Below are 19680 nucleotides of genomic sequence, written 5' to 3'. Positions count from 1 at the left end.
CGACCGTTGCGGCGCCCGGCGTCCAGCGCCACGGGCTCGGTCGCCGGCCCGCGCGCCCGGGCAGGCACGCCGCCTGCACTACCATGCCCCCATGAACGCGACCCAGACCGCGCCGCCGCGCCACAAGGTGCCCGAGTCCGTCCTGGTGGTGATCCACACGCCGGGGCTGGAGGTGCTGCTGATCGAGCGGGCCGACGCGCCGGGCTATTGGCAGAGCGTCACCGGCTCCAAGGACACGCCGGATGAGCCCTTGGCCACCACCTGCGTGCGCGAGGTGGCGGAGGAAACCGGCATCGACGTGCCGGCGCTCGCCGCCGGCGCCCTGCGCGACTGGGGCCTGGCCAACCGCTACGAGATCTACCCGCGCTGGCGCCACCGCTACGCCGAGGGCGTCACCCACAACACGGAGCACGTGTTCGGCCTGTGCGTGCCGGCCGGCACGCCCGTGCGCCTGGCGCCGAGGGAGCACACCGCCTTCGCCTGGCTGCCCTGGCGCGAGGCGGCCGACCGCTGCTTCTCGCCGTCCAACGCGGAGGCCATCCTGCTGCTGCCACGGCTGGCCGGCCAGCCGCACCCCCCGTCATGAACGCGCGCGTCACCAAGCCGGTCGGGCTCACCCCGCCCGTCGCGTCCACCGTGCACAGCAGCACGGTGCTGCGCGTGGCCACCTACAACATCCACAAGGGCGTGCGCGGCGTGGGCCCGCGCAAGCGGCTGGAGATCCACAACCTGGGCCTGGGCATCGAGGCGCTGGACGCGGACCTGGTGTTCCTGCAGGAGGTGCGCCTGTTCCATGCGCGCGAGGCGCGCCGCTTCGACCACACGTGGTTCGGCTGGCCGGAGGGCGGGCAGGCCGAGTTCCTGGCGCCGGAGGGCTACACCTCGGCCTACCGCACCAACGCCGTCACCCGCCACGGCGAGCACGGCAACGCGCTGCTGTCGCGCTGGCCGATCGGCGACATCGGCCACCACGACGTGTCGGACCACCGCTTCGAGCAGCGTGGCCTGCTGCATGTGCCGGTGGTCTGGCAGGGCATGACGCTGCATGCGGTGGTGGCGCATTTCGGCCTCATCCACAGCAGCCGGGTGCGCCAGGTGCACCGGCTGGCCCAGTTCATCGAGGCCGAGGTGCCGACCGGTGAGCCGGTGCTGGTGGCGGGCGATTTCAACGACTGGGGCGAGAAGCTCGACGGCCTGATGCAGCACATCGGCCTGACGCGCGCCATGCCGCCCGCCGCGGCCAACGCCACCCCCACCTTCCCGTCGCTGGTGCCGGTGTTCGCGCTGGACCGCGTGTACATGCGGGGCTTTCGCTGCCTGAGCACGCTGGTGCCGCGCGGCACCGCCTGGGCGCGCATGTCGGACCACCTGCCGCTGGTGGCGGAGCTGGAGCCGGCTTGACGCCCGACCTGCCGGCCCCCGACGCGCCGGCGGACGGGCCGGCGGACGGGCCGGCGCCGCCCGGCGGCGGCCACCCGGCCGCCTGGTACGCGCTGCCCCACCCGCACTACACCGGCGGCAACGACGTCGCGCTGCTGCGCGGCGGGGACGAGCTGTTCCCCGCGCTGGCCGCCGCGGTGGAGACCGCGCTGCACGAGGTCTGGCTGGCCACCTACATCTTCCACGACGACCCGGCCGGCGAGGCGATGGCCGGGGTGCTGGCGCGCGCGGCCGGGCGGGGTGTGCGGGTGCGGCTGGTGGTCGACGGCTTCGGCAGCCACCGCGCGCTGCCGAAGCTGCAGCAATGGCTGGCGGGCAGCGGCGTGTCGCTGATGGTGTTCCGCCCGCTGGAGCGCTGGTGGAACTGGCTGCAGCCCGGCCAGATGCGGCGCCTGCACATCAAGCTGTGCGTGGTGGACGGCACCATCGGCTTCGTCGGCGGCATCAACGTGATCGACGACCGCAACGACCTCAACCACGGCTGGAGCGACACCCCGCGGCTGGACTTCGCGGTGGGGCTGCGCGGCCCGGTGGTGGCGCCCATCGAGCAGACGGTGCGCGCGCTGTGGACCCGCGCCGCCTTCGGCCACGACTGGCGCGCCGAGGTGCTGTCCATGGCGCGCAGCGCCGAGCCCATCGCCCAGGCGCGGCGCCTGCTCGGCCGGCTGCGCATCCTGCCGCCGCCCCAGCCCGAGGCGCAGGCGGTGGAGCGGCCGGTGCGCGCCGCCTTCCTGGTGCGCGACAACCTGCGCCAGCGCCGCGCCATCGAGCGCGCCTACATCGACGCCATCCGCGAGGCGCAGCTCAGCGTGGACATCGTCTGCCCCTACTTCTACCCCGGCCGCTCGTTCCGCCGCGCGCTGGTGAAGGCGGCGCGGCGCGGCGTGCGCGTGCGCCTGCTGCTGCAGGGCAAGGTGGACTACCGCTTCGCCGGCCTGGCCGCGCGCGTGCTGTACGACGAGCTGCTGGCCGAGGGCGTGCAGATCCACGAGTACATGCCGGCCTTCCTGCATGCCAAGGCCGCCATCACCGACGGCCGCTGGGCCACGGTGGGCAGCTCCAACATCGACCCGCTGTCGCTGCTGCTCAACCTGGAGGCCAACGTCGCCATCGCCGACGAGCCCTTCGCGCAGGACCTGCTGCGTGCCTTCGAGCTGGCGCTCACCCAGTCGCGCCAGGTGACCGTGGCGCCCTACCAGACCGGTGCCTGGGCCGTGCTGGGTCGCGGCTTCGTGGCCTGGGTGGCGCACTGGTACCTGCGCCTGGCGGGGCAGAGCGGCCGCTACTGAGGGCGCGGCCACGCGCCGTGCCGCGCGGGAACAGCGCTTGCCTCCAGTTCGGCCCCATGACGCTGAACGCCGAACTGCTTGCCATGCTCGCCCACCTGGGCGGCGCGCTGCTGGCCGGGGGCGTGATCGGCCTGGAGCGCAGCTTCCATGGCCGCCCTGCCGGCTTCCGCACGCACGCCCTGGTGGCGCTGGCCTCGGCCATGCTGATGGTGCTGCCGGTCTACCAGCAGGAGTGGGTGCCTGCGGGCCTGGCCGACGAGTTCCGCACCGACCCCACGCGCATGGCGCAGGGGATCATGACGGGCATCGGTTTCCTCGGCGCGGGCGTCATCTTCCGCGACGGCCTGTCGGTGCGTGGCCTCACCACCGCGGCCTCGATCTGGGCCACCTCGGCCATCGGCATCCTGATCGGCATCGGCTTCTGGGTGCCCGCGGCAGTGGCCACGCTGCTGACCCTGGGCACGCTCTCGGCCTTCCTGTGGGTGGAGCGGCGCCTGCCGTCGCACTGCTACGCCCACCACCAGGTGCGCTTCGCCCGTGACCAGGTGATGCCCGAGCCCGAACTGCGCCATTTCCTGGCAGGCCACGGCTTCAGCGTGGCCAACATGAGCTACCGGGCGTCGTCCGACTCGCAGGAGTTCGAGTACCGCATGGTGCTGCGCACGCTGCACGAGGCCAACCTGGCCCGCCTGGCCACCGCGCTGGCCGCCCGGCCGGACGTGCGCGGCTTCCGGCTCTCACCCACCGGCGAGTGAGCGGGCGGTCTCGGCGCGCGGTCTCAGGGCGCGGGGCCGAAGCGGTTGGGCCCGGCGGTGCCGCGCAGGAAGCCGTTGTCGATCAGCGCCCAGAGCGTGCCGATGAGCGGCACCAGCGCGATCAGCACCCACCAGCCGGAGCGGTCGCGGTCGTGCCAGCGTTTCACCGACACGGCGATGGCCGGCCAGGCGATGAGCAGGTTGGCCACCTCTTCGGCGCGTTCGCCGGACAGGCCGGCGATCTCCAGCAGGGCCATGAAGACGATGCCCATCGCCAGCAGGGCCAGCACCCCCCAGAGCCAGAAGTCGCGCCGGTTCAGGCGCCCGCGCAGGCCGCCGTAGAGCTGCCAGGGCGTCATGCGCTCGGCCCAGGGCGGCGTGGGGGCAGGCGGCACGGCAGGCGGCACGGTGGGCGGCGCAGGCGGGGTCATGCGGCCAGTATTTCACGCAGCGGCCTGCGTGGCGCTGACGCGGCGCAGCCGGTGCTCAGGTGTCGTCGCCCGGCCACAGCCGCTGCATGGCCTGCGCGAAGCGGGCCTGCCGCTCGGCCCGGCCGGCCTGTGCATGCGCCTGCACCACCCAGCGCCCGGCCACCATCACGTCGCGCCAGGGCCGGCCAGGGGCCGAGAACACCAGGGCGTCGAGCCAGTGCCCGCGGGGCACGCCGCACAGTGCGCCATCCGCCGGGTCGGCCACCAGCAGGTCGGCCCGTGCGCCCGGGTGCAGGCCCCAGGCGGCCTGCCCGGCCGCCACCGCGCCGCCGACCAGGGCCGTGGACCACAGCCGGTGGGCGGTGGCCGGCTCGCCGGTCTGCGGCGAAGCGGCCACGTTGCGCCGCCGCAGCGCCAGGCGCTGGCCGTAGTCGAGCCAGCGCAGTTCCTCGCGCCAGTCGCGGGTGACCTGGCTGTCCGAGCCGATGGCCAGCGGCACGCCTGCCTGCAGCCAGGTGGGCAGATCGGTGAGGCCGTCGCCCAGGTTGGCCTCGGTGCCGGGGCAGATCACGGCGGTGCTGCCGCACTCGGCCACGGCCTGGATCTCGGCATGGTTCACGTGGGTCGCATGCACCAGCTGCCAGCGGGGGTCCAGCAGCCCCTCCTCGACCAGCCATTCCACCGGCCGGCGGCCGGTGGCGGCCAGGCAGTCGCGCACCTCGGCGGGCTGCTCCGCCACGTGGATGTGGATGGGCCCGTCGAAGGCGTCGGCCAGCCGCTGCAGCCGGCGGATCGCCGCCGGCGAGGCGGCGCGCAGCGAGTGGATCGCCAGGCCGGCGTTGAGGCGGGCATGGCCTTGTGCCTGCACGGCCCGCGCGGTGTCCCACACGCCATCGGCGTCCAGGCGGAAGCGCGCCTGGTCGGGGCGCAGGGCGGGCTGGTCGAAGCCGGCGCGCTCGTAGAGCACGGGCAGCACCGTCAGGCCGATGCCGGTCTCGGCGGCGGCGTCGATGAGCGCCTGCACCAGCGGCATGGGCGCTTCGTAGGGCTGGCCGTCCGCCTGGTGCTGCAGGTAGTGGAACTCGCACACCTGGGTGTAGCCCCCGGCGAGCAGCTCGTCGTACAGCTGGGCCGCGATGGCGCGCAGCAGCGGCGGGTCGATGGCGCCGGCCACGCGGTACATGCGGTCGCGCCAGCTCCAGAAATCGTCGTCGGCGGCATCGCGCCGCTCGGCCAGGCCGGCGAAGGCGCGCTGGAACGCGTGGCTGTGCGCATTCACCAGGCCCGGCAGCACGGGGCCGGGCAAGGCCTGCGCGTCGTCGGGCAGCGGCGTGTCCGGCTGCACCCGGGCCCAGCGCCCGGCGCCGTCGGTCTCCAGCAGCACGGCGTCGCGCCAGCCGCCGGGCAGCCAGGCGCGCGGCGCCCACAGGCGCAGGGCAGGGGTGCTCATGCGCCGGCCCCCGTGGCCGGCGTACCGTGCGCCAGCATCGCGGCGAGCAGGCCGCGCAGCACCGGCTGCAGCCGGGCCGCGCGCGCGGCGTCCACCTCGTAGGGCGGCTGCTCTGCCATGTAGGTGGACCAGCACATCTCCAGCTGCACGGCCTGCACGCCGTCCGCCGGCCGGCCGTAGTGGCGCGTGATGTGGCCGCCCTTGAAGCGCCCGTCCACCACCTGGCTGAACAGCGTCTGGCCGGCCAGCACCTCGGCCAGCGCCTGGCGCAGGGCGGGCGTGCAGCTCGCGCCGTTCGCGGTGCCCAGGTTCAGGTCGGGCAGCCGGCCCTCGAACAGCCAGGGCAGCTCGCTCCTGATGCTGTGGCCGTCGAACAGCAGCGCGTGGCCGTGCGCGGCGCGCAGCCGGGCCAGCTCGCCGGCCAGGGCGTCGTGGTAGGGCCGCCAGTAGCGGGCGCGGCGCTCGGCCATCTCGTCCGGCGTGGGCGCCATGCCGGGGCGGTACAGCGCGTCGCCGGTGAAGTGGCGCGTGGGGCACAGCTCGGTGTTGTTGGCGCCGGCGTACATGGGCGTGTCGTCGGGCGGGCGGTTCAGGTCCACCACGTAGCGCGAGCAGCGCGGCACCAGCAGGCTGGCGCCGAGCTCCTCGTGGGCGAAGGCGTACAGCGCGTCGAGGTGCCAGTCGGTGTCCTCCACCGCGAGGGCGCGCTCGGTCAGGCGCGGTGCCAGCCAGGCGGGGATGTCGCGGCCGGCGTGCGGCACGCTCACCAGCAGCGGGCGGGTGCCGCGCTTCAGCGTGTAGACGGGGGCTTCCATGGGGCCTTTCAGGATGAGGCGTTGGCGCCCACCGGCTCACCGGCGCGCACCACCCCGCGGCACAGGCGCTCGCCGAAGCGGTAGGCCAGCTCACGCGGGTGGGCGGCGTCCCACAGGGCGAAGTCGGCCACGTGGCCGGCGCGCAGCTGGCCATGGCTGGCGTGCAGGCCCAGCGCGCGGGCGGCGTGGCGCGTGGGCCCGGCCAGGGCCTCCTCGGGCGTCAGGCGGAACAGCGTGCAGGCCATGTTGAGCATCAGCGGCAGCGACAGCGTGGGCGAGGAGCCGGGGTTGTGGTCGGTGGCGATGGCCATGGGCACGCCGGCGCGCCGCAGGGCAGCCACCGGCGGCAGGGTGGAGTCACGCAGGAAATAGTAGGCGCCCGGCAGCAGCAGCGCCACGGTGCCGGCCCGGGCCATCGCCGCGATGCCGTCGTCCGAGAGGTGTTCGAGGTGGTCGCAGCTGAGCGCGCCATGGCGGGCCGCGAGCGCCGCGCCACCGCTGTCGCTGAGCTGCTCGGCATGCAGCTTCACGGGCAAGCCGAGTGCGCGCGCGGCCTGGAACACCCGCTCGGTCTGGGCGGGGCTGAAGGCGATGCGTTCGCAGAACGCGTCCACCGCGTCCACCAGGCCCTCGGCATGCCAGGCCGGCAGCCAGCGGCACACGGCGTCGATGTAGTCGTCGGCGCGGCCTTCGTACTCAGGCGGCAGCGCGTGCGCGGCCAGCGAGGTGGTGCGCACGGTGAGCGGCAGCTCGCGCGCCAGCCGCCGCGCCACGCGCAGGCAGCGGGCTTCGTCGTCGGCCGACAGCCCGTAGCCCGACTTCACCTCCACCGTGGTGACGCCCTCCGCCATGAGCTGCCGCGCCCGGGCCGCGGCCAGCGCGAACAGCGTGTCCTCGCTGGCCGCCCGCGTGGCCGCCACCGTGGAGCGGATGCCGCCGCCCGCGCGGGCGATGTCCTCGTAGCTGGCGCCCTGCAGGCGCAGCTCGAACTCGTGCGCCCGCGAGCCCGCGTAGACGAGGTGGGTGTGCGCGTCGATGAGGCCGGGTGTGACCAGCGCGCCGTACAGGTCCTGCGTGTCGCAGGGCGCGTGCGGTGGCAGCAGCGCGCGGCAGGCCGCGTCGGCCTCGTCGGCCGGGCCCACCCATGCGATGCGGTCGCCGTGGGTGAGGATCTCGCCGTCCGGGATCCAGCCATAGGCGGGGGTGCCCGGGGCGTCGGACAGGGTGGCGAGGCGGCCACCGCGCCAGCGGCGCCAGGCGGGCGAGAGATCGGTCATGCGGTGCTCCGGTCAGGGGGCGGCAGATCAGGGGCAGCGTGCGCGGTGGGCCACCACGCCAGCGCCAGGCCCGCCGGGGCGCCCACCGGCGGGGGCGCCTCGCCGGCCGAGGCGGGCGCCAGGTGCCATGCGGTGTCGTCGTGCGCGCTCCAGGCCAGGGCATGGGCGGGCAGCGCGAAGGGCGCTTCGTCACCGGCCCGTCGCAGGACGAGCGCCTGCCGGGCATAGACGGCGCGCCACGCGGGGCCCGCCGCCAGCGCCAGGCCCTGCCCGGCCACGGGCACCAGGGTGCCGCGCCCGCCGGCACGCCGCACCATGAGGTTCAGGTCGCGGGTGGGGCCGTGCCGCAGCCGGCAGGCCGGTGCGGCCTCGCCGTCGAACGACCACGGGGCATCCGCGGCAGTCAGCAGCCGCTCGCCGCCCGCCTCACCCAGCACCACCCCGGCACCCTCGAGCACGGCGAAATGGCGGTCGATGCCGGGGAAAGCGGAGAACGGCCCGTCGCGGTCGATGTCCGCCACGCTGACGCGCAGCGCCCACTCGGCACCTGCGCCGTCGGGCGACCAGGCCAGCAGCTCGCGCGTCACGCCGCCGCCGTTGCGCCAGGGCTGCGCGAGCACCTCGTCGAGGTGGACGAGGTGGATGGCCGGGGCGGGGCTCATGGGGTGAACTGCCCCTCGATGCCGTAGCGGCTGCCCGGGTGCACCAGGCGCGCGAGGGTGATGGCCGCCTCGGTGCTGAAGGTGCGGCGCACGATGATCAGGCAGGGCTCGTCCGGTGCGATGGCCAGCAGCCGCGCCTCCTCCGCCGTGGGACGGCCCGCCTCGATGGCGTACTGCGCCCGCCACAGGGCGGTGGCCTGGAACAGGTAATGCGTGGGCGTGGTGCGGGAGAAGTCCTGCGCCAGGTAGCCGGGCGCGCAGGCCGGGTTCACGTAGCGGTCCTCGCACTGCAGCGGCACGCCGTTCTCGCGGTGCACGATCAGCGTGTGGAAGACCGGCGACCCCGACGCCACGCCCAGCTGCGCGGCGAGCGCCTCGCTGGCGGCCACCTGCTCCTGCACCACCACGCTGGCCTCGTGCCGGTGGCCGCGCTCGGCGATCTCCTCGTGCAGGTCGCGCAGGGTGAGGGTGGACGACACCTTGTGCAGCGCGGCCGCGAAGGTGCCCACGCCCTGCACCCGGTCCACCAGGCCCTCGGCCTGCAGCTCGCGCAGGGCCCGGTTCACCGTCATGCGGCTGACGCCGAACTGCGCCACCAGCTCGGCCTCGGACGGCATGAGCTGGCCGGGCGGCCAGTCGCCCGTGGCCAGGCGCTGCTTGAGGTACTGCTTGACCTGCGCATAGGGCGCCAGCCGGGGCGGGGACGTCGACATGGGCAAAGATGCTACTTGCCTGTACCTGTCTAGACAAGTAGGATCCGCCCCCACCGCGACTGGAGGATCCCCGCATGAACGCCCCGCTGACTGGTTCTGCCACCCATGGCCCCCGCCCGGTGAAGGCGCCCACGGGCACCACGCTGCACTGCCGCCACTGGCTGGCCGAGGCGGCCTACCGGATGATCCAGAACAACCTGGACCCGGCGGTGGCCGAGAACCCGGACGCGCTCGTGGTCTATGGTGGCATCGGCAAGGCCGCGCGCGACTGGGCCGCGTTCGACGCCATCCTGGCCGCGCTGCGCGAGCTGGGCGAGGACGAGACCCTGCTGGTGCAGAGCGGCAAGCCGGTGGGCGTGTTCCGCACCCAAGTGGACGCGCCGCGCGTGCTGCTGGCCAACTCCAACCTGGTGCCCAAGTGGGCCACCTGGGAGCACTTCCACGCGCTCGACCGCCAGGGCCTGATGATGTACGGCCAGATGACGGCCGGCTCCTGGATCTACATCGGCAGCCAGGGCATCGTGCAGGGCACGTACGAGACCTTCGCCGAAGCCGCGCGCCAGCACTTCGGCGGGCAGGCGGCCGGCAAGTGGATCCTTACCGCGGGCCTGGGCGGCATGGGCGGCGCGCAGCCGCTGGCGGCCAGCTTCGCCGGCTTCTCGTCGCTGAACATCGAGTGCCAGCAAAGCCGCATCGACTTCCGCCTGCGCAGCCGCTATGTGGACGAGCAGGCCGCCGACCTCGACGACGCGCTCGCCCGCCTGGCCCGCTACACCGCCGAGGGGCGCGCGGTGAGCGTCGCGCTGCTGGGCAACGCGGCCGAGATCCTGCCCGAGCTGGTGCGCCGCGCACGCGCCGGCGGCCCGAAGCCCGACCTGGTGACTGACCAGACCTCCGCCCACGACCTGGTGCACGGCTACCTGCCGCCCGGCTGGACGGTGGCGCAGTGGCAGGCCGCGCAGGCCGACGACAGCCAGCATGCGGGGCTGCGGGCCGCCGCGGCCCGGGGCTGCGCGGTGCACGTGCAGGCCATGCTCGATTTCCACGCCATGGGCATCCCCACCGTGGACTACGGCAACAACATCCGCCAGGTGGCGCTGGACGCGGGCGTGAAGAACGCCTTCGACTTCCCCGGCTTCGTGCCGGCCTACATCCGCCCGCTGTTCTGCGAGGGCAAGGGGCCGTTCCGCTGGGTGGCGCTGTCGGGTGACCCGGAGGACATCCGCAAGACCGACGCCAAGATGAAGGAGCTGTTCCCGGACGATGCGCACCTGCACCAGTGGCTGGACATGGCCGGCGAGCGCATCGCGTTCCAGGGCCTGCCGGCGCGCATCTGCTGGATCGGCCTGGGCGAGCGCCACCGCGCCGGCCTGGCGTTCAACGAGATGGTGAAGTCGGGGGAACTGAAGGCGCCCATCGTCATCGGCCGCGACCACCTGGATTCCGGCTCGGTGGCCTCGCCCAACCGCGAGACCGAGGCCATGAAGGACGGCTCCGACGCGGTGTCCGACTGGCCGCTGCTCAACGCGCTGCTCAACACCGCCGGCGGCGCCACCTGGGTGAGCCTGCACCACGGCGGCGGGGTGGGCATGGGCTACTCCCAGCACGCCGGGGTGGTGATCGTCTGCGACGGCACCGACGCGGCGGCCCGCCGCATCGAGCGCGTGCTGTGGAACGACCCGGCCACCGGCGTGATGCGCCACGCCGACGCCGGCTACGAGACCGCGCTGGCCTGCGCCCAGCGCCACGGGCTCAAGCTGCCCATGGTGCGCTGAGGCGGACGGGTGGGCAGGCGACGGCGGGCGGCGCAGGTGCGGGGCTTACTGCGGCAGCGGCACGCGCACGAAGCGCGGGCGGTAGATGTCCGACCCGCCGGCGCGGAAGTTCTCCCAGAAGTCGTTCGTGTTCACGTGGTAGCTGATCAGCAGCTCGCCCGGCGCCGACATGGGGCCGTGCGCCTTCGCGCCGTACACGAAGGTGTTGGGGGTGAGCTGGTTCTCGGTGCTCAGCCACACCGGGATGGCCTTGTCGAACGGCCCCACCGGCGAGTTGCCGTAGCGCACCACCACCTTGGCGCCCAGGGTGTCGAGCTGGTGGGTGACGAGGTAGCGGCCGTCGGGCAGCGGCGTCACGCTCAGCTCGGCGCCCATGCGGTTGGCGATGGGGGCGGACTGCAGCATGTCGGCCACCCACTCGCTGCCGTTCCAGAAGCGGTAGGCGCTGCCGTTGGCCACCTGGCCGGGCTTGACGCGCGCCACGAGCAGCTTCTTGTTCAGGTCGTCGCTGCGCACGCCGTACACGTACAGCCAGCCGTCCGGGTGGGGCGCGCCAGCGGCCACGGTATTGGGCATCGCCGTCACGCCGAAGTAGATGTCGCCCCGCGTGCCGTCGCCCTTGGCGAACAGCGGCATGGCCTTGCGGGTGTACGCGCCGAGGAAGGGCACGGCGTCCGTCGCGGGCGCGCTGAGCAGGTCCACGCCCACCTGGGCGAAGTCGAAGGCGCCGCCGCTGCCGTCGCCGCGCTGCATGCGCGAGGCGAACAGCCGCACCTGGCCGTCGAGCACCACGCCGTCTTGCGGCCAGTACCAGGTGTCCACGCCCTTGGGCACCACCATGGACTGCGCGGCGCCCTTGGCGTCGCGCCGCACCTGGAACGCCAGGCTGCCGGCCAGCGGCTGCGCGCCCGTCTGCAGGGCGGTGGTGTTGTTCACCATCACGGTGCCGCCGATGCGGCTGCCGTCGGCGTTGGTGCCGCCCACGAAGGTGTCGGAGAACCACCAGAGCGTGCGTGCCCCGGGTCGGGCACCCGCGCCCAGCGATTCCACGCCGTCCAGCGGGATGGGATAGAGCCCGTCGGCGCCGGCCCAGCCGTCGGCCGTGCCGTAGGGGGTGTCGAACAGGGCCGTCCACTCCGGCGCGGCGACGCCGCTCCAGGGGACGATGTCGGCCGCGGCGGCGCCGGTGGCGCCCAGGCCGGCCACGCAGGCCACCCCACACGCCGCCACGAGGCGGCGCACCCTGATTGCAAGCAGTTGTTTACGCATCGTCCGATCATAGCCACGGAGGCCTGGAACCCATGACCGCACTGACCCTCACCCCCGGCCAGCTGACGCTGGAGCAGCTCCAGGCCATCCACGCGGGCGGCGTCACCCTGCAGCTCGCCGACGCCGCACGCGGCGCCATCGCCGCCAGCGCCGCCGTGGTGCAGGCCGCCGCCGCGTCCGATCTGCCCGTCTACGGCGTGAACACCGGGTTTGGCAAGCTGGCCAACCAGCGCATCAGCACCGCCGACCTGGCCACGCTGCAGCTCAACCTCATCCGCTCGCACTCGGTGGGCGTGGGCGAGCCGCTGCAGCCGGCGGTGGTGCGGCTCATGCTCGCGCTGAAGGCGGCCAGCCTGGCGCGCGGCGCCTCGGGCGTGCGCCAGGTGGTGGTGGACACGCTGCTGGCGGTGTTCAACGCCGGGCTGGTGCCCTACGTGCCCAGCCAGGGCTCGGTGGGCGCCTCGGGCGACCTGGCGCCGCTGTCGCACATGACGCTGGCGCTGCTGGGCGAGGGCGAGATGTGGGCCGGCGACCGCCGGGTGCCCGCGGCCCATGTGCTGGCCGAGGCCGGCATCCCCCCGCTGACGCTGGAGGCCAAGGAGGGCCTGGCGCTCATCAACGGCACGCAGACCAGCACGGCGCTGGCACTGCACGCCTTCCTCAGCTTCGAGCCGGTGCTCGAATCGGCGCTCGTGGTGGGCGCGCTCACGGTGGACGCGGCGCGCGGCAGCGACGGCCCCTTCGACCCGCGCATCCACGCCCTGCGCGGCCAGCCGGGCCAGATCGACGTGGCGCAGTACTACCGCGCGCTGCTGGCCGGCAGCGCCATCCGCGCCAGCCACGTGCACATGCGCCCCGAGACCGACGCTGCGCGCCGGTCGCCCCCCGGGGGGGATTCCCAGCCCTGGCATAGCCAGATGCTGGACGGCGACGACCGGGTGCAGGACCCGTACTGCCTGCGCTGCCAGCCGCAGGTGGTGGGCGCCTGCCTGGACCAGCTGCGCCATGCCGCGCTGGTGCTGGTGCGCGAGGCCAACGCCGTCACCGACAACCCGCTGGTGTTCGCGGCCGACGGCTCCATGATTTCCGGCGGCAACTTCCACGCCGAGCCCGTGGCCCTGGCGGCCGACGCCATGGCGGTGGCCATCGCGGAGGTGGGCGCCATCGCCGAGCGCCGCATCGCCATGCTCATCGACGCGAGCGTCTCGCGCCTGCCGCCCTTCCTCACCGAGAACGCCGGCCTGAACAGCGGTTTCATGATCGCCCATGTGACGGCCGCCGCCCTGGCCAGCGAGAACAAGAGCCTGGCCCACCCGGCCAGCGTGGACAGCCTGCCCACCAGCGCCAACCAGGAGGACCATGTCTCCATGGCCACCTTCGCGGCGCGGCGCCTGCAGCCCATGATCCAGAACGTCGCGCACATCCTGGGCATCGAGCTGCTGGCTGCGGCCCAGGGGATCGAGTTCCTGCGCCCGCTGGCCAGCTCCCCGGCGCTGGAGCAGGCGCATGCCCTGTTGCGCACGCGCGTGCCCAGCATCCCCACCGACCGCTACCTGGCGCCGGACATCGAGCGCGCGACCGCGCTGGTCACCGGGGGGGCGCTGTCGGCCGTGTTCCGCGCGCTGCCGGACCTGCCGGCCCTGTGGATCCCCGCCTGAGTGCCGCGCCAAGCACAGGATCGGTCGCATTTATTCGCTATCGAGTGGCGTCTTGAGATAGGTCACGCGATTTGTTATTGACCCGATGGGCGAGCGCGCCCGTGCCGAAGATGCGGCCATCACAACAAAGCGGCATCTGTAGTACTTCTTATGAGGGTCAATCTCCCGGTCACCCAGCGCGAGCGCGCGCTCCGCGATGGCCAGACCTTGGTCTCCACCACCGATGCGCAGGGGCGCATCACGCACTGCAACGCTGATTTCATCGAGGTCAGCGGTTTCGCGCTGGACGAGCTGCTGGGCCAGCCGCACAGCATCGTGCGGCACCCTGACATGCCGGCCGAGGCCTTCCGCGACCTGTGGGCCACGGTGGGCCGGGGCCGCCCGTGGTCGGCCGTGGTGAAGAACCGCTGCAAGAACGGCGACCACTACTGGGTGCGCGCCAACGTGACCCCCGTGATGCGCGACGGCAAGCCGGTGGGCTACATGTCGGTGCGCACGCGCCCCACCCGCGACGAGGTGCGCGAGGCCGAGGCGCTGTACGGCCGCCTGGCGGTGCGCGAGCAGTCGCCTGCACTGCGGCTGCATGCGGGCGGCGTGCGCAAGGTGGGCCTGGCCGACTGGCCCTACCGCCTGTTCCGCCTGTCGCTCACCCACCGCCTGGCCGTGGCGCTGACCGCGGTGGGCGCCATGGCGGCGGCGGTGGCGGCCAGTGGCGTGGCCGGTTCGGCGAACGGCTGGGCCACGGGTGGCGTGCTGGCCACGGGCGCGGTGGCTCTGCTGGCGTGGTTCCACCACTCCGTCACCCGACGCGTGGACGCGTGCGCCGCCCTGGCGGCTCAGATCGCCGGCTGCAACCTGGGCGGTCAGGTGCGCTTCGACAACCGCCATCCGCTCGGGCAGCTGATGCGCCTGATCTGGCTGGTGAACCTGAACATGCAGGCCATCGTGGACGACGTGCGGCACGAGGTGCGTGGCGTCAAGCGCGCCGCGGGCGATATCGCCGCCGGCAGCGTGGACCTGTCGCATCGCACCGAGGCCCAGTCCGCCAGCGTGCAGCGCACCGCCAGCGCCATGGAGCAGATCCACCAGGCGGTGCAGAGCACGGCCGCCACGGCCGCGCAGGTCGAGTCCACGGCGCAGCAGGCCTGCCGTGTCGCCACGCGCGGCGGCGACGAGGTACAGGCGCTCGTGGCGGCCATGCAGGCCATCGAGGGATCCAGCCGCCGCGTCGCCGAGGTGATCCAGGTGATCGAACGCATTGCCTTCCAGACCAACATCCTCTCGCTCAACGCGGCGGTCGAGGCCGCGCGGGCGGGCGACCAGGGCCGCGGCTTCGCCGTGGTGGCGGCCGATGTGCGCACGCTGGCCCACCAGTCGGGCAGCTCTGCCCACGAGATCAAGGGGCTGATCACCGACGCCGTGCAGAGCATCCACACCGGCGTCGAGCGGGTCAGCTCAGCGGCCGAGGTGATCCGCGACGTGGTGCGTTCCGTGGAGGACGTGGGCCGCCTGGTGCGCGAGATCTCGCGTGCGACGGCCGAGCAGCACCAGGGCGTGGGCGAGGTCAACGCGTCGGTCAACGGCATCGAGCAGGCCACCCAGCACAACGCCGCGCTCGCCGAGCAGACCTCGGCCGCCTGCGTGTCGCTGCACGGGCGGGCCGATACGCTGGTGCGCGCGGTGCAGATCTTCCGCACCCGCGAGCCGCACGCCTGAGCCGGCTCAGCCGGCCGGGGCGCCGAACACGCGCATCAGCAACGCGCGGCCCACCGGGTGGCCCGGCAGCCAGCCAGCATGGGCCGGATCGCGCAGCACCATGGCCAGCATGCCGCAGCCGTCGTCGGCCGCCTGCTGCAGCAAGGCGGCCGCGCGGTCGGTGTCGCCCAGGCAGGCGAGAGGCGCGGCGTAGAGCGTGGCCTCGCCGCTGCTGGTGCGCGAGCAGATCAGCGCGGCGTCGATGATGTCCAGCGCCGCGTCCCGCCGGTCGAGCCGGGCCAGCACGAAGGACAACACCGTCCACACGAAGGGCGGCGTGTCCGCGCCGTCGGCCAGGCGCCAGGCGGGGGCCTCCAGCTCCGGCCCAGGTGCCGCCATGGCACGTATCGCCAAGGAGAAGGCCGCCAGCAGCAGCTGGCCGGGGTGGTCGTCTCGCGCGGCATCGGCCTCGGCCACCGCCTCGGCGCCCCGGCCGGCCTGCACCAGCGCGCGCGCCAGCGTCATGCGCAGCAGCGGCGTGTGCGGCGACAGGGCGAGCGCCGCGCGCAGTTGGCGCACGGCGTGCTCGGCCTCGCCGCGCATCAGCAGGTGGCGGGCGTGCATGAGCAGGGTGTCCGGGTCGTGCGGCCCGCGCGCCAGGGCGCGCGCATGGGCGGCGGCGGCCTCGTCGAAACGCCAGGCCACGTCCAGCAGCGAGCCGCGCGCGCTGTGCAGGCCGGGCGTGTCGGGGTCGATGGCGGCGGCGCGGTCCAGCACGCCGAGTCCCTCGTCCACCGCCGGCCCCGTGGGCAGCTGGCCCCAGCCGATGGCCGCCCCCAGGGCATCGGCCAGTGCCACGCTGGCCGGCGTGTAGCCGGGCTCCTGGTCGACCAGCGCCCGCAGCAGGCCGATGGCGCGGGCCACCGCCACGGGGGTGCGCTGCTGCGCCAGCTGCCGGGCATGCAGGTAGGCGTCCACGGTGGCCGGGCGGGCCTGCGTGGCAGGGGCCAGGCGCGGGTGGGCGGCCGACGTGCCCGGCGGCGAGTCGGCCGCGACGGGCGCCATGGCGTCCAGCCGATAGCCCGTGCCATACACCGAGGCCACCTGCCAGCCCAGCGGGCCCAGGGCCCGGCGCAGGCGGCTGATGCAGCGCGCCAGGCTCTCGTCGGACATGTCGCCGCCCCAGGCCGCGGCCGCGAAATCATGCTTGCTCACCACCGAGGGGTGGCGACGCAGCAGCAGCGCCAGCACGGCGCGCTCCTTGGGCGGCAGTTCCAGGGGCTGGCCCTCGGCCAGCGGAAATCCGGCGTCGTCCAGGGTCAGGCGGCGCGGTGCCGTGGGGGCAGGGGGCATGGGGGTGGGTTCGTCAGGATCCGATCAAGCTTGCCACAGTCGGCTTCACTAGGATGCGTCGCACCCCATTTCAGGATTCCAGGAGAGCCCGACCATGAACCTGCGCATTCCATCCCTGCTGCTCATCAGCGCCCTGGCGGCGGCCGGCCTGCTGGCCGCTGGTGCCCCTGCCTTCGCTGCCGACAGCGTCCAGACCACCGGCTGGACCAAGACCCAGCCCATCGTCGACACCGCCGGCCCGGGCGGCCTGTTCGGCACCAATGGCTTCGACGTGTTCGCCGAGCAGGCGGTGGGCGCCCGCTTCACCGTGGCCGCCGGCAGCGACATGCGGCTGGCCCGCATCGGCCTCTGGCTCATGAACAACAGCGACACCATGCGCAAGCGCATCCGCGTGACGCTGCAGACCGATGCGCTCGACGAGGGCGGCAGCGAGACGAAACCCAGCGGCGTGGTGCTGGAGCAGTGGGACAGCCGCGTGCAGACGCTGGGCTGGAACCCGGTGGAGCAGCGCTTCGACACCCGCAGCGGCCCGCTGCTGCAGGCCGGCCGGAACTACTGGGTGGTGGCCGAGTCGATGTCACCGCCGTTCGTGGACCCGGTGTGGACCTTTGCCAAGAAGGGCAGCATGGTCACCACCACCACCTCGCAGGGCCAGTGGCAGACGGCCGGCAGCGGCGCGTCGCTCACCCTGCGGGTGGATGCCGCCCCCGTGACGGCCCGCTGAGCCCGGGCCCCGCTTTCCGTTCCCTCAGCCGCGGGGCAGCGCGTCGGTGAGCGCCGGCGCGGGCTGGATCTGCCCCACCTCGATCCCGTTCCAGTTGTTCAGGCGCACGGGCGCCAGGCCGGCGAGCAGCGTCTCGTCGGCCTCGTTTTTTTTCTCCAGCGCGTGCAGCGCCGCGGCCATCACCAGCTCCACGGCACGCGCGTTGTTGCCGTCGTCCATCTTGATGGCCACGCCCAGGCCGTGGGAGGGCAGGGCGGCGCAGTACACCCCTTCGGCCCCCACCTTGCAGAACACCCGCTCGCGGTAGTGGTCCATCACCACCGTGTCGAAGCGGCCGGTGCCGGCCACCATGAACGGCGCCGCGGCCACCGCGCGGCGCAGCCGTGCCGCGGCCTGTGCATGGGCGGGTGAGAGGCCCAGGCCCGTGCCGAAGCGCGCGAAGCCCAGCGCCAGCTGGCGCAGCGGGATGGCGAAGGTGGGGATGGAGCAGCCGTCCGTGCCCACCGGCGATCGCGCCAGGTCGCACCCCGTGGCCGCCTGCAGGGCGGCGCCCACCTCGCGCATCACGGGGTGGTCGGGGCGGACGTAGCCGTGCACGAAGGCGGCCGGATCCTGCCCCTGCGCAGCCGCCATCAGGCAGCCCAGGCAGACGAAGCCGGCGTGCTTGCCCGAGCAGTTGTTGTGCAGTGCGGTGGGCGTGGCGCCAGCGGCCGCCAGCGCGCGGCCGCTGACGTCGTGGTAGGGCCAGTGGGCACCGCATTCCAGCGCCTCGGGCCCCAGCCCGGCGGCCCGCAGCATGCGCGCGGCGGTCGCGGCGTGGGCCGGCTCGCCGTTGTGCGAGGCGCAGGCCAGGGCCAGCGCCTCGTCATCCAGCCCGAAAGCCTCGGCGGCGCCACTGGCCACCAGCGGCAGCGCCTGCAGGCCCTTCACGGCCGAGCGCGGGAACACGGGCCGGTCGATGTCGCCGAGGGCGGTGTGCACGGCGCCATCGGCGTCCACGATGGCCAGCGCGCCGCGATGGAAGGATTCGACCTGGCCGCCGCGCCGCACGTTCACGAGGATGGGGTTCATGCCGGCATGCTAGCGGCCTGCGCCGCGCGGGGTGGGCATGGCGCCGGCCCATCCGCGTCGTTAGCATCGCCATCCTCTTCACGCCACCTTGCACCTGCCATGGCCCACACCCTCGCATCCGACACCCGGCGCCGTCTGCTGCAGGGCGCCGCCGGCGCCGCCCTCGCCGGGGCGGCGCCCTGGGCCGCCGCCCTGCCCCGCCCGGCCGACAAGCGGCCCGCGGTCTACCGCACCTTGCACACGTTCGACCATGCCTCGCCCGACGCCGGCGGCGCGTCGCCCATGTCGCCCCCGGTGCAGATGGCCGACGGGCTGCTGTGGGGCACCACCAATGAAGGCGGCGAGCTGGGCTTCGGCACCATCTACGCGATGACGCCGCAGGGGCGCATCCGCACGATGCACAGCTTCAAGGGCACGAAGGGCGGATTCGGCGACTATGTGAGCGCGACGCCCGGGCACCGCCTGGTGCAGGGGCCCGATGGCGACCTGTGGGGCACGGTCTTCGGCGGCGGCATCGACCAGGGCAACGGCTCCGTGGGCAAGGGAACCCTCTTCCGCTACCGGCGCGGCGGGCGCTTCAGCACGGTCCACCGGTTCGGTGAGGGCTCGGCCACCGGCACCAACCCCGAGGCCGGCCTCATCCTCGCCTCGGACGGCCACTTCTATGGCACCACCGGCTACGGTGGCGTGGGCGGCAACGGCACCGTCTACCGGGTCGCGCCGGACGGGGAGGTCACGGACATGCACGTGTTCCGCCGCGGCCCCGGCGACGGTGCGCGCATCGGCACCGAGCTGGTCCAGGCCAGCGACGGCGGGCTGTGGGGCGTCACGCCCTTTGGAGGCACGGCGGATGACGGCATCGTCTTCCGGCTTGGCCTGGACGGCAGCTTCGCCGTGGTCCATCACTTCGCCGGCGGCGCGCAGGGCGACGTCCCGACCTCTGCCCTCGTGCAGGGCGCCGATGGCGCCTTGTACGGCACCTGCTTCGCCAGCGGGCGATGGGGTACCGGCCTGCTTTACCGCATCACGCTGGATGGCGTCTACACCCAGCTGCACAGCTTCTCAGGCGAGCAGCCGCGCGTCGGCAAGGGGCCGGAGGGCGCCTTGGTGGCCACCTCGGACGGCAGCATCTATGGCGTCACCCGGATCGGCAGCCGTGAGGGCAGCGGCAGCATCTACCGCTACAGCCCCAGTGGCGGCATGCAGCCGGTGCACGCCTTCGCCGCGCATGACCAGTAGGTCTACAAGAGCGGCCTGTCGCAGGGCAGCGATGGGCGGCTCCACGGCACCTTCGATGGCGAGG

Annotated in this window: 18 protein-coding genes; 9 read left to right on the top strand and 9 right to left on the bottom strand. The window is 73.8% G+C overall.

Annotated features, from left to right (window positions below; translation table 11 throughout):
- The first annotated feature begins 91 nt into the window (after positions 1-91).
- From nudB to ACE3UN_RS09120, 4 genes are read left to right on the top strand one after another with little or no spacing between them, the layout of a single operon-like run.
- Positions 92-586, top strand: a complete 495-nt coding sequence (gene nudB / locus ACE3UN_RS09135) for a dihydroneopterin triphosphate diphosphatase (RefSeq protein WP_374674619.1) — start codon at positions 92-94, stop codon at positions 584-586.
- Positions 583-1401 carry an endonuclease/exonuclease/phosphatase family protein gene (locus ACE3UN_RS09130; RefSeq protein WP_374674618.1) on the top strand — a complete coding sequence of 273 codons (819 nt, stop codon included), beginning with the start codon at positions 583-585 and terminating at the stop codon, positions 1399-1401. The genes nudB and ACE3UN_RS09130 overlap by 4 nt, the downstream gene beginning before the upstream one ends.
- Positions 1398-2729, top strand: coding sequence for a cardiolipin synthase ClsB (gene clsB / locus ACE3UN_RS09125; RefSeq protein ID WP_374674617.1), 1332 nt, complete (start codon positions 1398-1400; stop codon positions 2727-2729). Before ACE3UN_RS09130 ends, clsB begins: the two co-directional genes overlap by 4 nt.
- Positions 2730-2785: 56 nt before the next feature.
- A complete protein-coding gene (locus ACE3UN_RS09120) occupies positions 2786-3484 on the top strand; it encodes an MgtC/SapB family protein (RefSeq protein ID WP_374674616.1) in 699 nt (232 codons plus the stop codon).
- Positions 3485-3507: 23 nt separating this feature from the next.
- Here the strand turns inward: ACE3UN_RS09120 and ACE3UN_RS09115 are convergent, their stop codons facing one another.
- Genes ACE3UN_RS09115 through hutC form a run of 6 tightly spaced genes read right to left on the bottom strand, consistent with a single transcriptional unit; the run spans position 3508 to position 8832 of the window.
- Entirely contained in the window at positions 3508-3915 is a 408-nt protein-coding gene (locus tag ACE3UN_RS09115) for a DUF805 domain-containing protein (RefSeq protein WP_374674615.1), read from the bottom strand.
- 55 nt (positions 3916-3970) lie between these two features.
- A complete protein-coding gene (locus ACE3UN_RS09110; RefSeq protein WP_374674614.1) occupies positions 3971-5365 on the bottom strand; it encodes a formimidoylglutamate deiminase in 1395 nt (464 codons plus the stop codon).
- On the bottom strand, positions 5362-6180 hold the full coding sequence (gene hutG / locus ACE3UN_RS09105; protein ID WP_374674613.1) for an N-formylglutamate deformylase: 819 nt from the start codon (positions 6178-6180) through the stop codon (positions 5362-5364). Before hutG ends, ACE3UN_RS09110 begins: the two co-directional genes overlap by 4 nt.
- Positions 6181-6188: 8 nt before the next feature.
- Entirely contained in the window at positions 6189-7457 is a 1269-nt protein-coding gene (hutI, locus tag ACE3UN_RS09100) for an imidazolonepropionase (protein WP_374674612.1), read from the bottom strand.
- Entirely contained in the window at positions 7454-8119 is a 666-nt protein-coding gene (locus tag ACE3UN_RS09095) for a HutD family protein (RefSeq protein WP_374674611.1), read from the bottom strand. The genes hutI and ACE3UN_RS09095 overlap by 4 nt, the downstream gene beginning before the upstream one ends.
- Positions 8116-8832: a histidine utilization repressor gene (hutC, locus tag ACE3UN_RS09090; protein WP_374674610.1), complete on the bottom strand. Its 717-nt coding sequence runs from the start codon at positions 8830-8832 to the stop codon at positions 8116-8118. The genes ACE3UN_RS09095 and hutC overlap by 4 nt, the downstream gene beginning before the upstream one ends.
- Positions 8833-8906: 74 nt before the next feature.
- Here hutC and hutU point away from each other — a divergent pair, with 74 nt between their 5' ends.
- The gene (gene hutU / locus ACE3UN_RS09085) at positions 8907-10607 is read left to right on the top strand and encodes a urocanate hydratase (protein ID WP_374674609.1); all 1701 of its coding nucleotides are present in this window, start codon (positions 8907-8909) and stop codon (positions 10605-10607) included.
- A 45-nt stretch (positions 10608-10652) separates the two neighbouring features.
- Here hutU and ACE3UN_RS09080 read toward each other — a convergent pair whose 3' ends face one another.
- Positions 10653-11876, bottom strand: a complete 1224-nt coding sequence (locus ACE3UN_RS09080) for a DUF4185 domain-containing protein (protein ID WP_374674608.1) — start codon at positions 11874-11876, stop codon at positions 10653-10655.
- Positions 11877-11908: 32 nt separating this feature from the next.
- Between ACE3UN_RS09080 and hutH the strand changes: the two genes are divergently transcribed.
- Both hutH and ACE3UN_RS09070 read left to right on the top strand, forming a co-directional pair.
- The gene (hutH, locus tag ACE3UN_RS09075) at positions 11909-13534 is read left to right on the top strand and encodes a histidine ammonia-lyase (protein ID WP_374674607.1); all 1626 of its coding nucleotides are present in this window, start codon (positions 11909-11911) and stop codon (positions 13532-13534) included.
- Between the two features lie 150 nt (positions 13535-13684).
- On the top strand, positions 13685-15250 hold the full coding sequence (locus ACE3UN_RS09070) for a methyl-accepting chemotaxis protein (protein WP_374674606.1): 1566 nt from the start codon (positions 13685-13687) through the stop codon (positions 15248-15250).
- 6 nt (positions 15251-15256) lie between these two features.
- On the opposite strand, the gene ACE3UN_RS09065 is transcribed toward ACE3UN_RS09070, so the two are convergent.
- The gene (locus ACE3UN_RS09065) at positions 15257-16582 is read right to left on the bottom strand and encodes a winged helix-turn-helix domain-containing protein (protein WP_374674605.1); all 1326 of its coding nucleotides are present in this window, start codon (positions 16580-16582) and stop codon (positions 15257-15259) included.
- 94 nt (positions 16583-16676) lie between these two features.
- Here ACE3UN_RS09065 and ACE3UN_RS09060 point away from each other — a divergent pair, with 94 nt between their 5' ends.
- Positions 16677-17306: a hypothetical protein gene (locus ACE3UN_RS09060; RefSeq protein ID WP_374674604.1), complete on the top strand. Its 630-nt coding sequence runs from the start codon at positions 16677-16679 to the stop codon at positions 17304-17306.
- Between the two features lie 24 nt (positions 17307-17330).
- Here ACE3UN_RS09060 and ACE3UN_RS09055 read toward each other — a convergent pair whose 3' ends face one another.
- Complete coding sequence (locus tag ACE3UN_RS09055; RefSeq protein ID WP_374674603.1) at positions 17331-18377, bottom strand: asparaginase; 1047 nt, start codon at positions 18375-18377, stop codon at positions 17331-17333.
- A gap of 99 nt (positions 18378-18476) precedes the next feature.
- On the opposite strand from ACE3UN_RS09055, the gene ACE3UN_RS09050 reads away from it, so the two are divergent.
- Positions 18477-19616 (top strand): choice-of-anchor tandem repeat GloVer-containing protein, encoded by a 1140-nt coding sequence (locus tag ACE3UN_RS09050; RefSeq protein ID WP_374674602.1) that lies wholly within the window; start codon positions 18477-18479, stop codon positions 19614-19616.
- Positions 19617-19680 lie beyond the last annotated feature (64 nt).

Origin of the sequence: Ideonella sp., from assembly GCF_041918995.1 — a bacterium.
Taxonomy (GTDB): domain Bacteria; phylum Pseudomonadota; class Gammaproteobacteria; order Burkholderiales; family Burkholderiaceae_C; genus Ideonella.
Note: the sequence above shows the minus strand (reverse complement) of the source record. Positions and strands in the feature narration are given on the sequence as shown.

What these genes read in the sequence shown, in the direction of transcription:
- ACE3UN_RS09055 (WP_374674603.1), bottom strand. Translation starts at nt 18,377, where the DNA reads ATGAACCCCATCCTCGTGAACGTGCGGCGCGGCGGCCAGGTCGAATCC.
- ACE3UN_RS09115 (WP_374674615.1), bottom strand. Translation starts at nt 3,915, where the DNA reads ATGACCCCGCCTGCGCCGCCCACCGTGCCGCCTGCCGTGCCGCCTGCC.
- hutC (WP_374674610.1), bottom strand. Translation starts at nt 8,832, where the DNA reads ATGTCGACGTCCCCGCCCCGGCTGGCGCCCTATGCGCAGGTCAAGCAG.
- hutH (WP_374674607.1), top strand. Translation starts at nt 11,909, where the DNA reads ATGACCGCACTGACCCTCACCCCCGGCCAGCTGACGCTGGAGCAGCTC.
- ACE3UN_RS09120 (WP_374674616.1), top strand. Translation starts at nt 2,786, where the DNA reads ATGACGCTGAACGCCGAACTGCTTGCCATGCTCGCCCACCTGGGCGGC.
- ACE3UN_RS09050 (WP_374674602.1), top strand. Translation starts at nt 18,477, where the DNA reads ATGGCCCACACCCTCGCATCCGACACCCGGCGCCGTCTGCTGCAGGGC.
- hutU (WP_374674609.1), top strand. Translation starts at nt 8,907, where the DNA reads ATGAACGCCCCGCTGACTGGTTCTGCCACCCATGGCCCCCGCCCGGTG.
- ACE3UN_RS09130 (WP_374674618.1), top strand. Translation starts at nt 583, where the DNA reads ATGAACGCGCGCGTCACCAAGCCGGTCGGGCTCACCCCGCCCGTCGCG.
- hutG (WP_374674613.1), bottom strand. Translation starts at nt 6,180, where the DNA reads ATGGAAGCCCCCGTCTACACGCTGAAGCGCGGCACCCGCCCGCTGCTG.
- ACE3UN_RS09065 (WP_374674605.1), bottom strand. Translation starts at nt 16,582, where the DNA reads ATGCCCCCTGCCCCCACGGCACCGCGCCGCCTGACCCTGGACGACGCC.
- ACE3UN_RS09070 (WP_374674606.1), top strand. Translation starts at nt 13,685, where the DNA reads ATGAGGGTCAATCTCCCGGTCACCCAGCGCGAGCGCGCGCTCCGCGAT.
- hutI (WP_374674612.1), bottom strand. Translation starts at nt 7,457, where the DNA reads ATGACCGATCTCTCGCCCGCCTGGCGCCGCTGGCGCGGTGGCCGCCTC.
- nudB (WP_374674619.1), top strand. Translation starts at nt 92, where the DNA reads ATGAACGCGACCCAGACCGCGCCGCCGCGCCACAAGGTGCCCGAGTCC.
- ACE3UN_RS09060 (WP_374674604.1), top strand. Translation starts at nt 16,677, where the DNA reads ATGAACCTGCGCATTCCATCCCTGCTGCTCATCAGCGCCCTGGCGGCG.
- ACE3UN_RS09080 (WP_374674608.1), bottom strand. Translation starts at nt 11,876, where the DNA reads ATGCGTAAACAACTGCTTGCAATCAGGGTGCGCCGCCTCGTGGCGGCG.
- ACE3UN_RS09095 (WP_374674611.1), bottom strand. Translation starts at nt 8,119, where the DNA reads ATGAGCCCCGCCCCGGCCATCCACCTCGTCCACCTCGACGAGGTGCTC.
- ACE3UN_RS09110 (WP_374674614.1), bottom strand. Translation starts at nt 5,365, where the DNA reads ATGAGCACCCCTGCCCTGCGCCTGTGGGCGCCGCGCGCCTGGCTGCCC.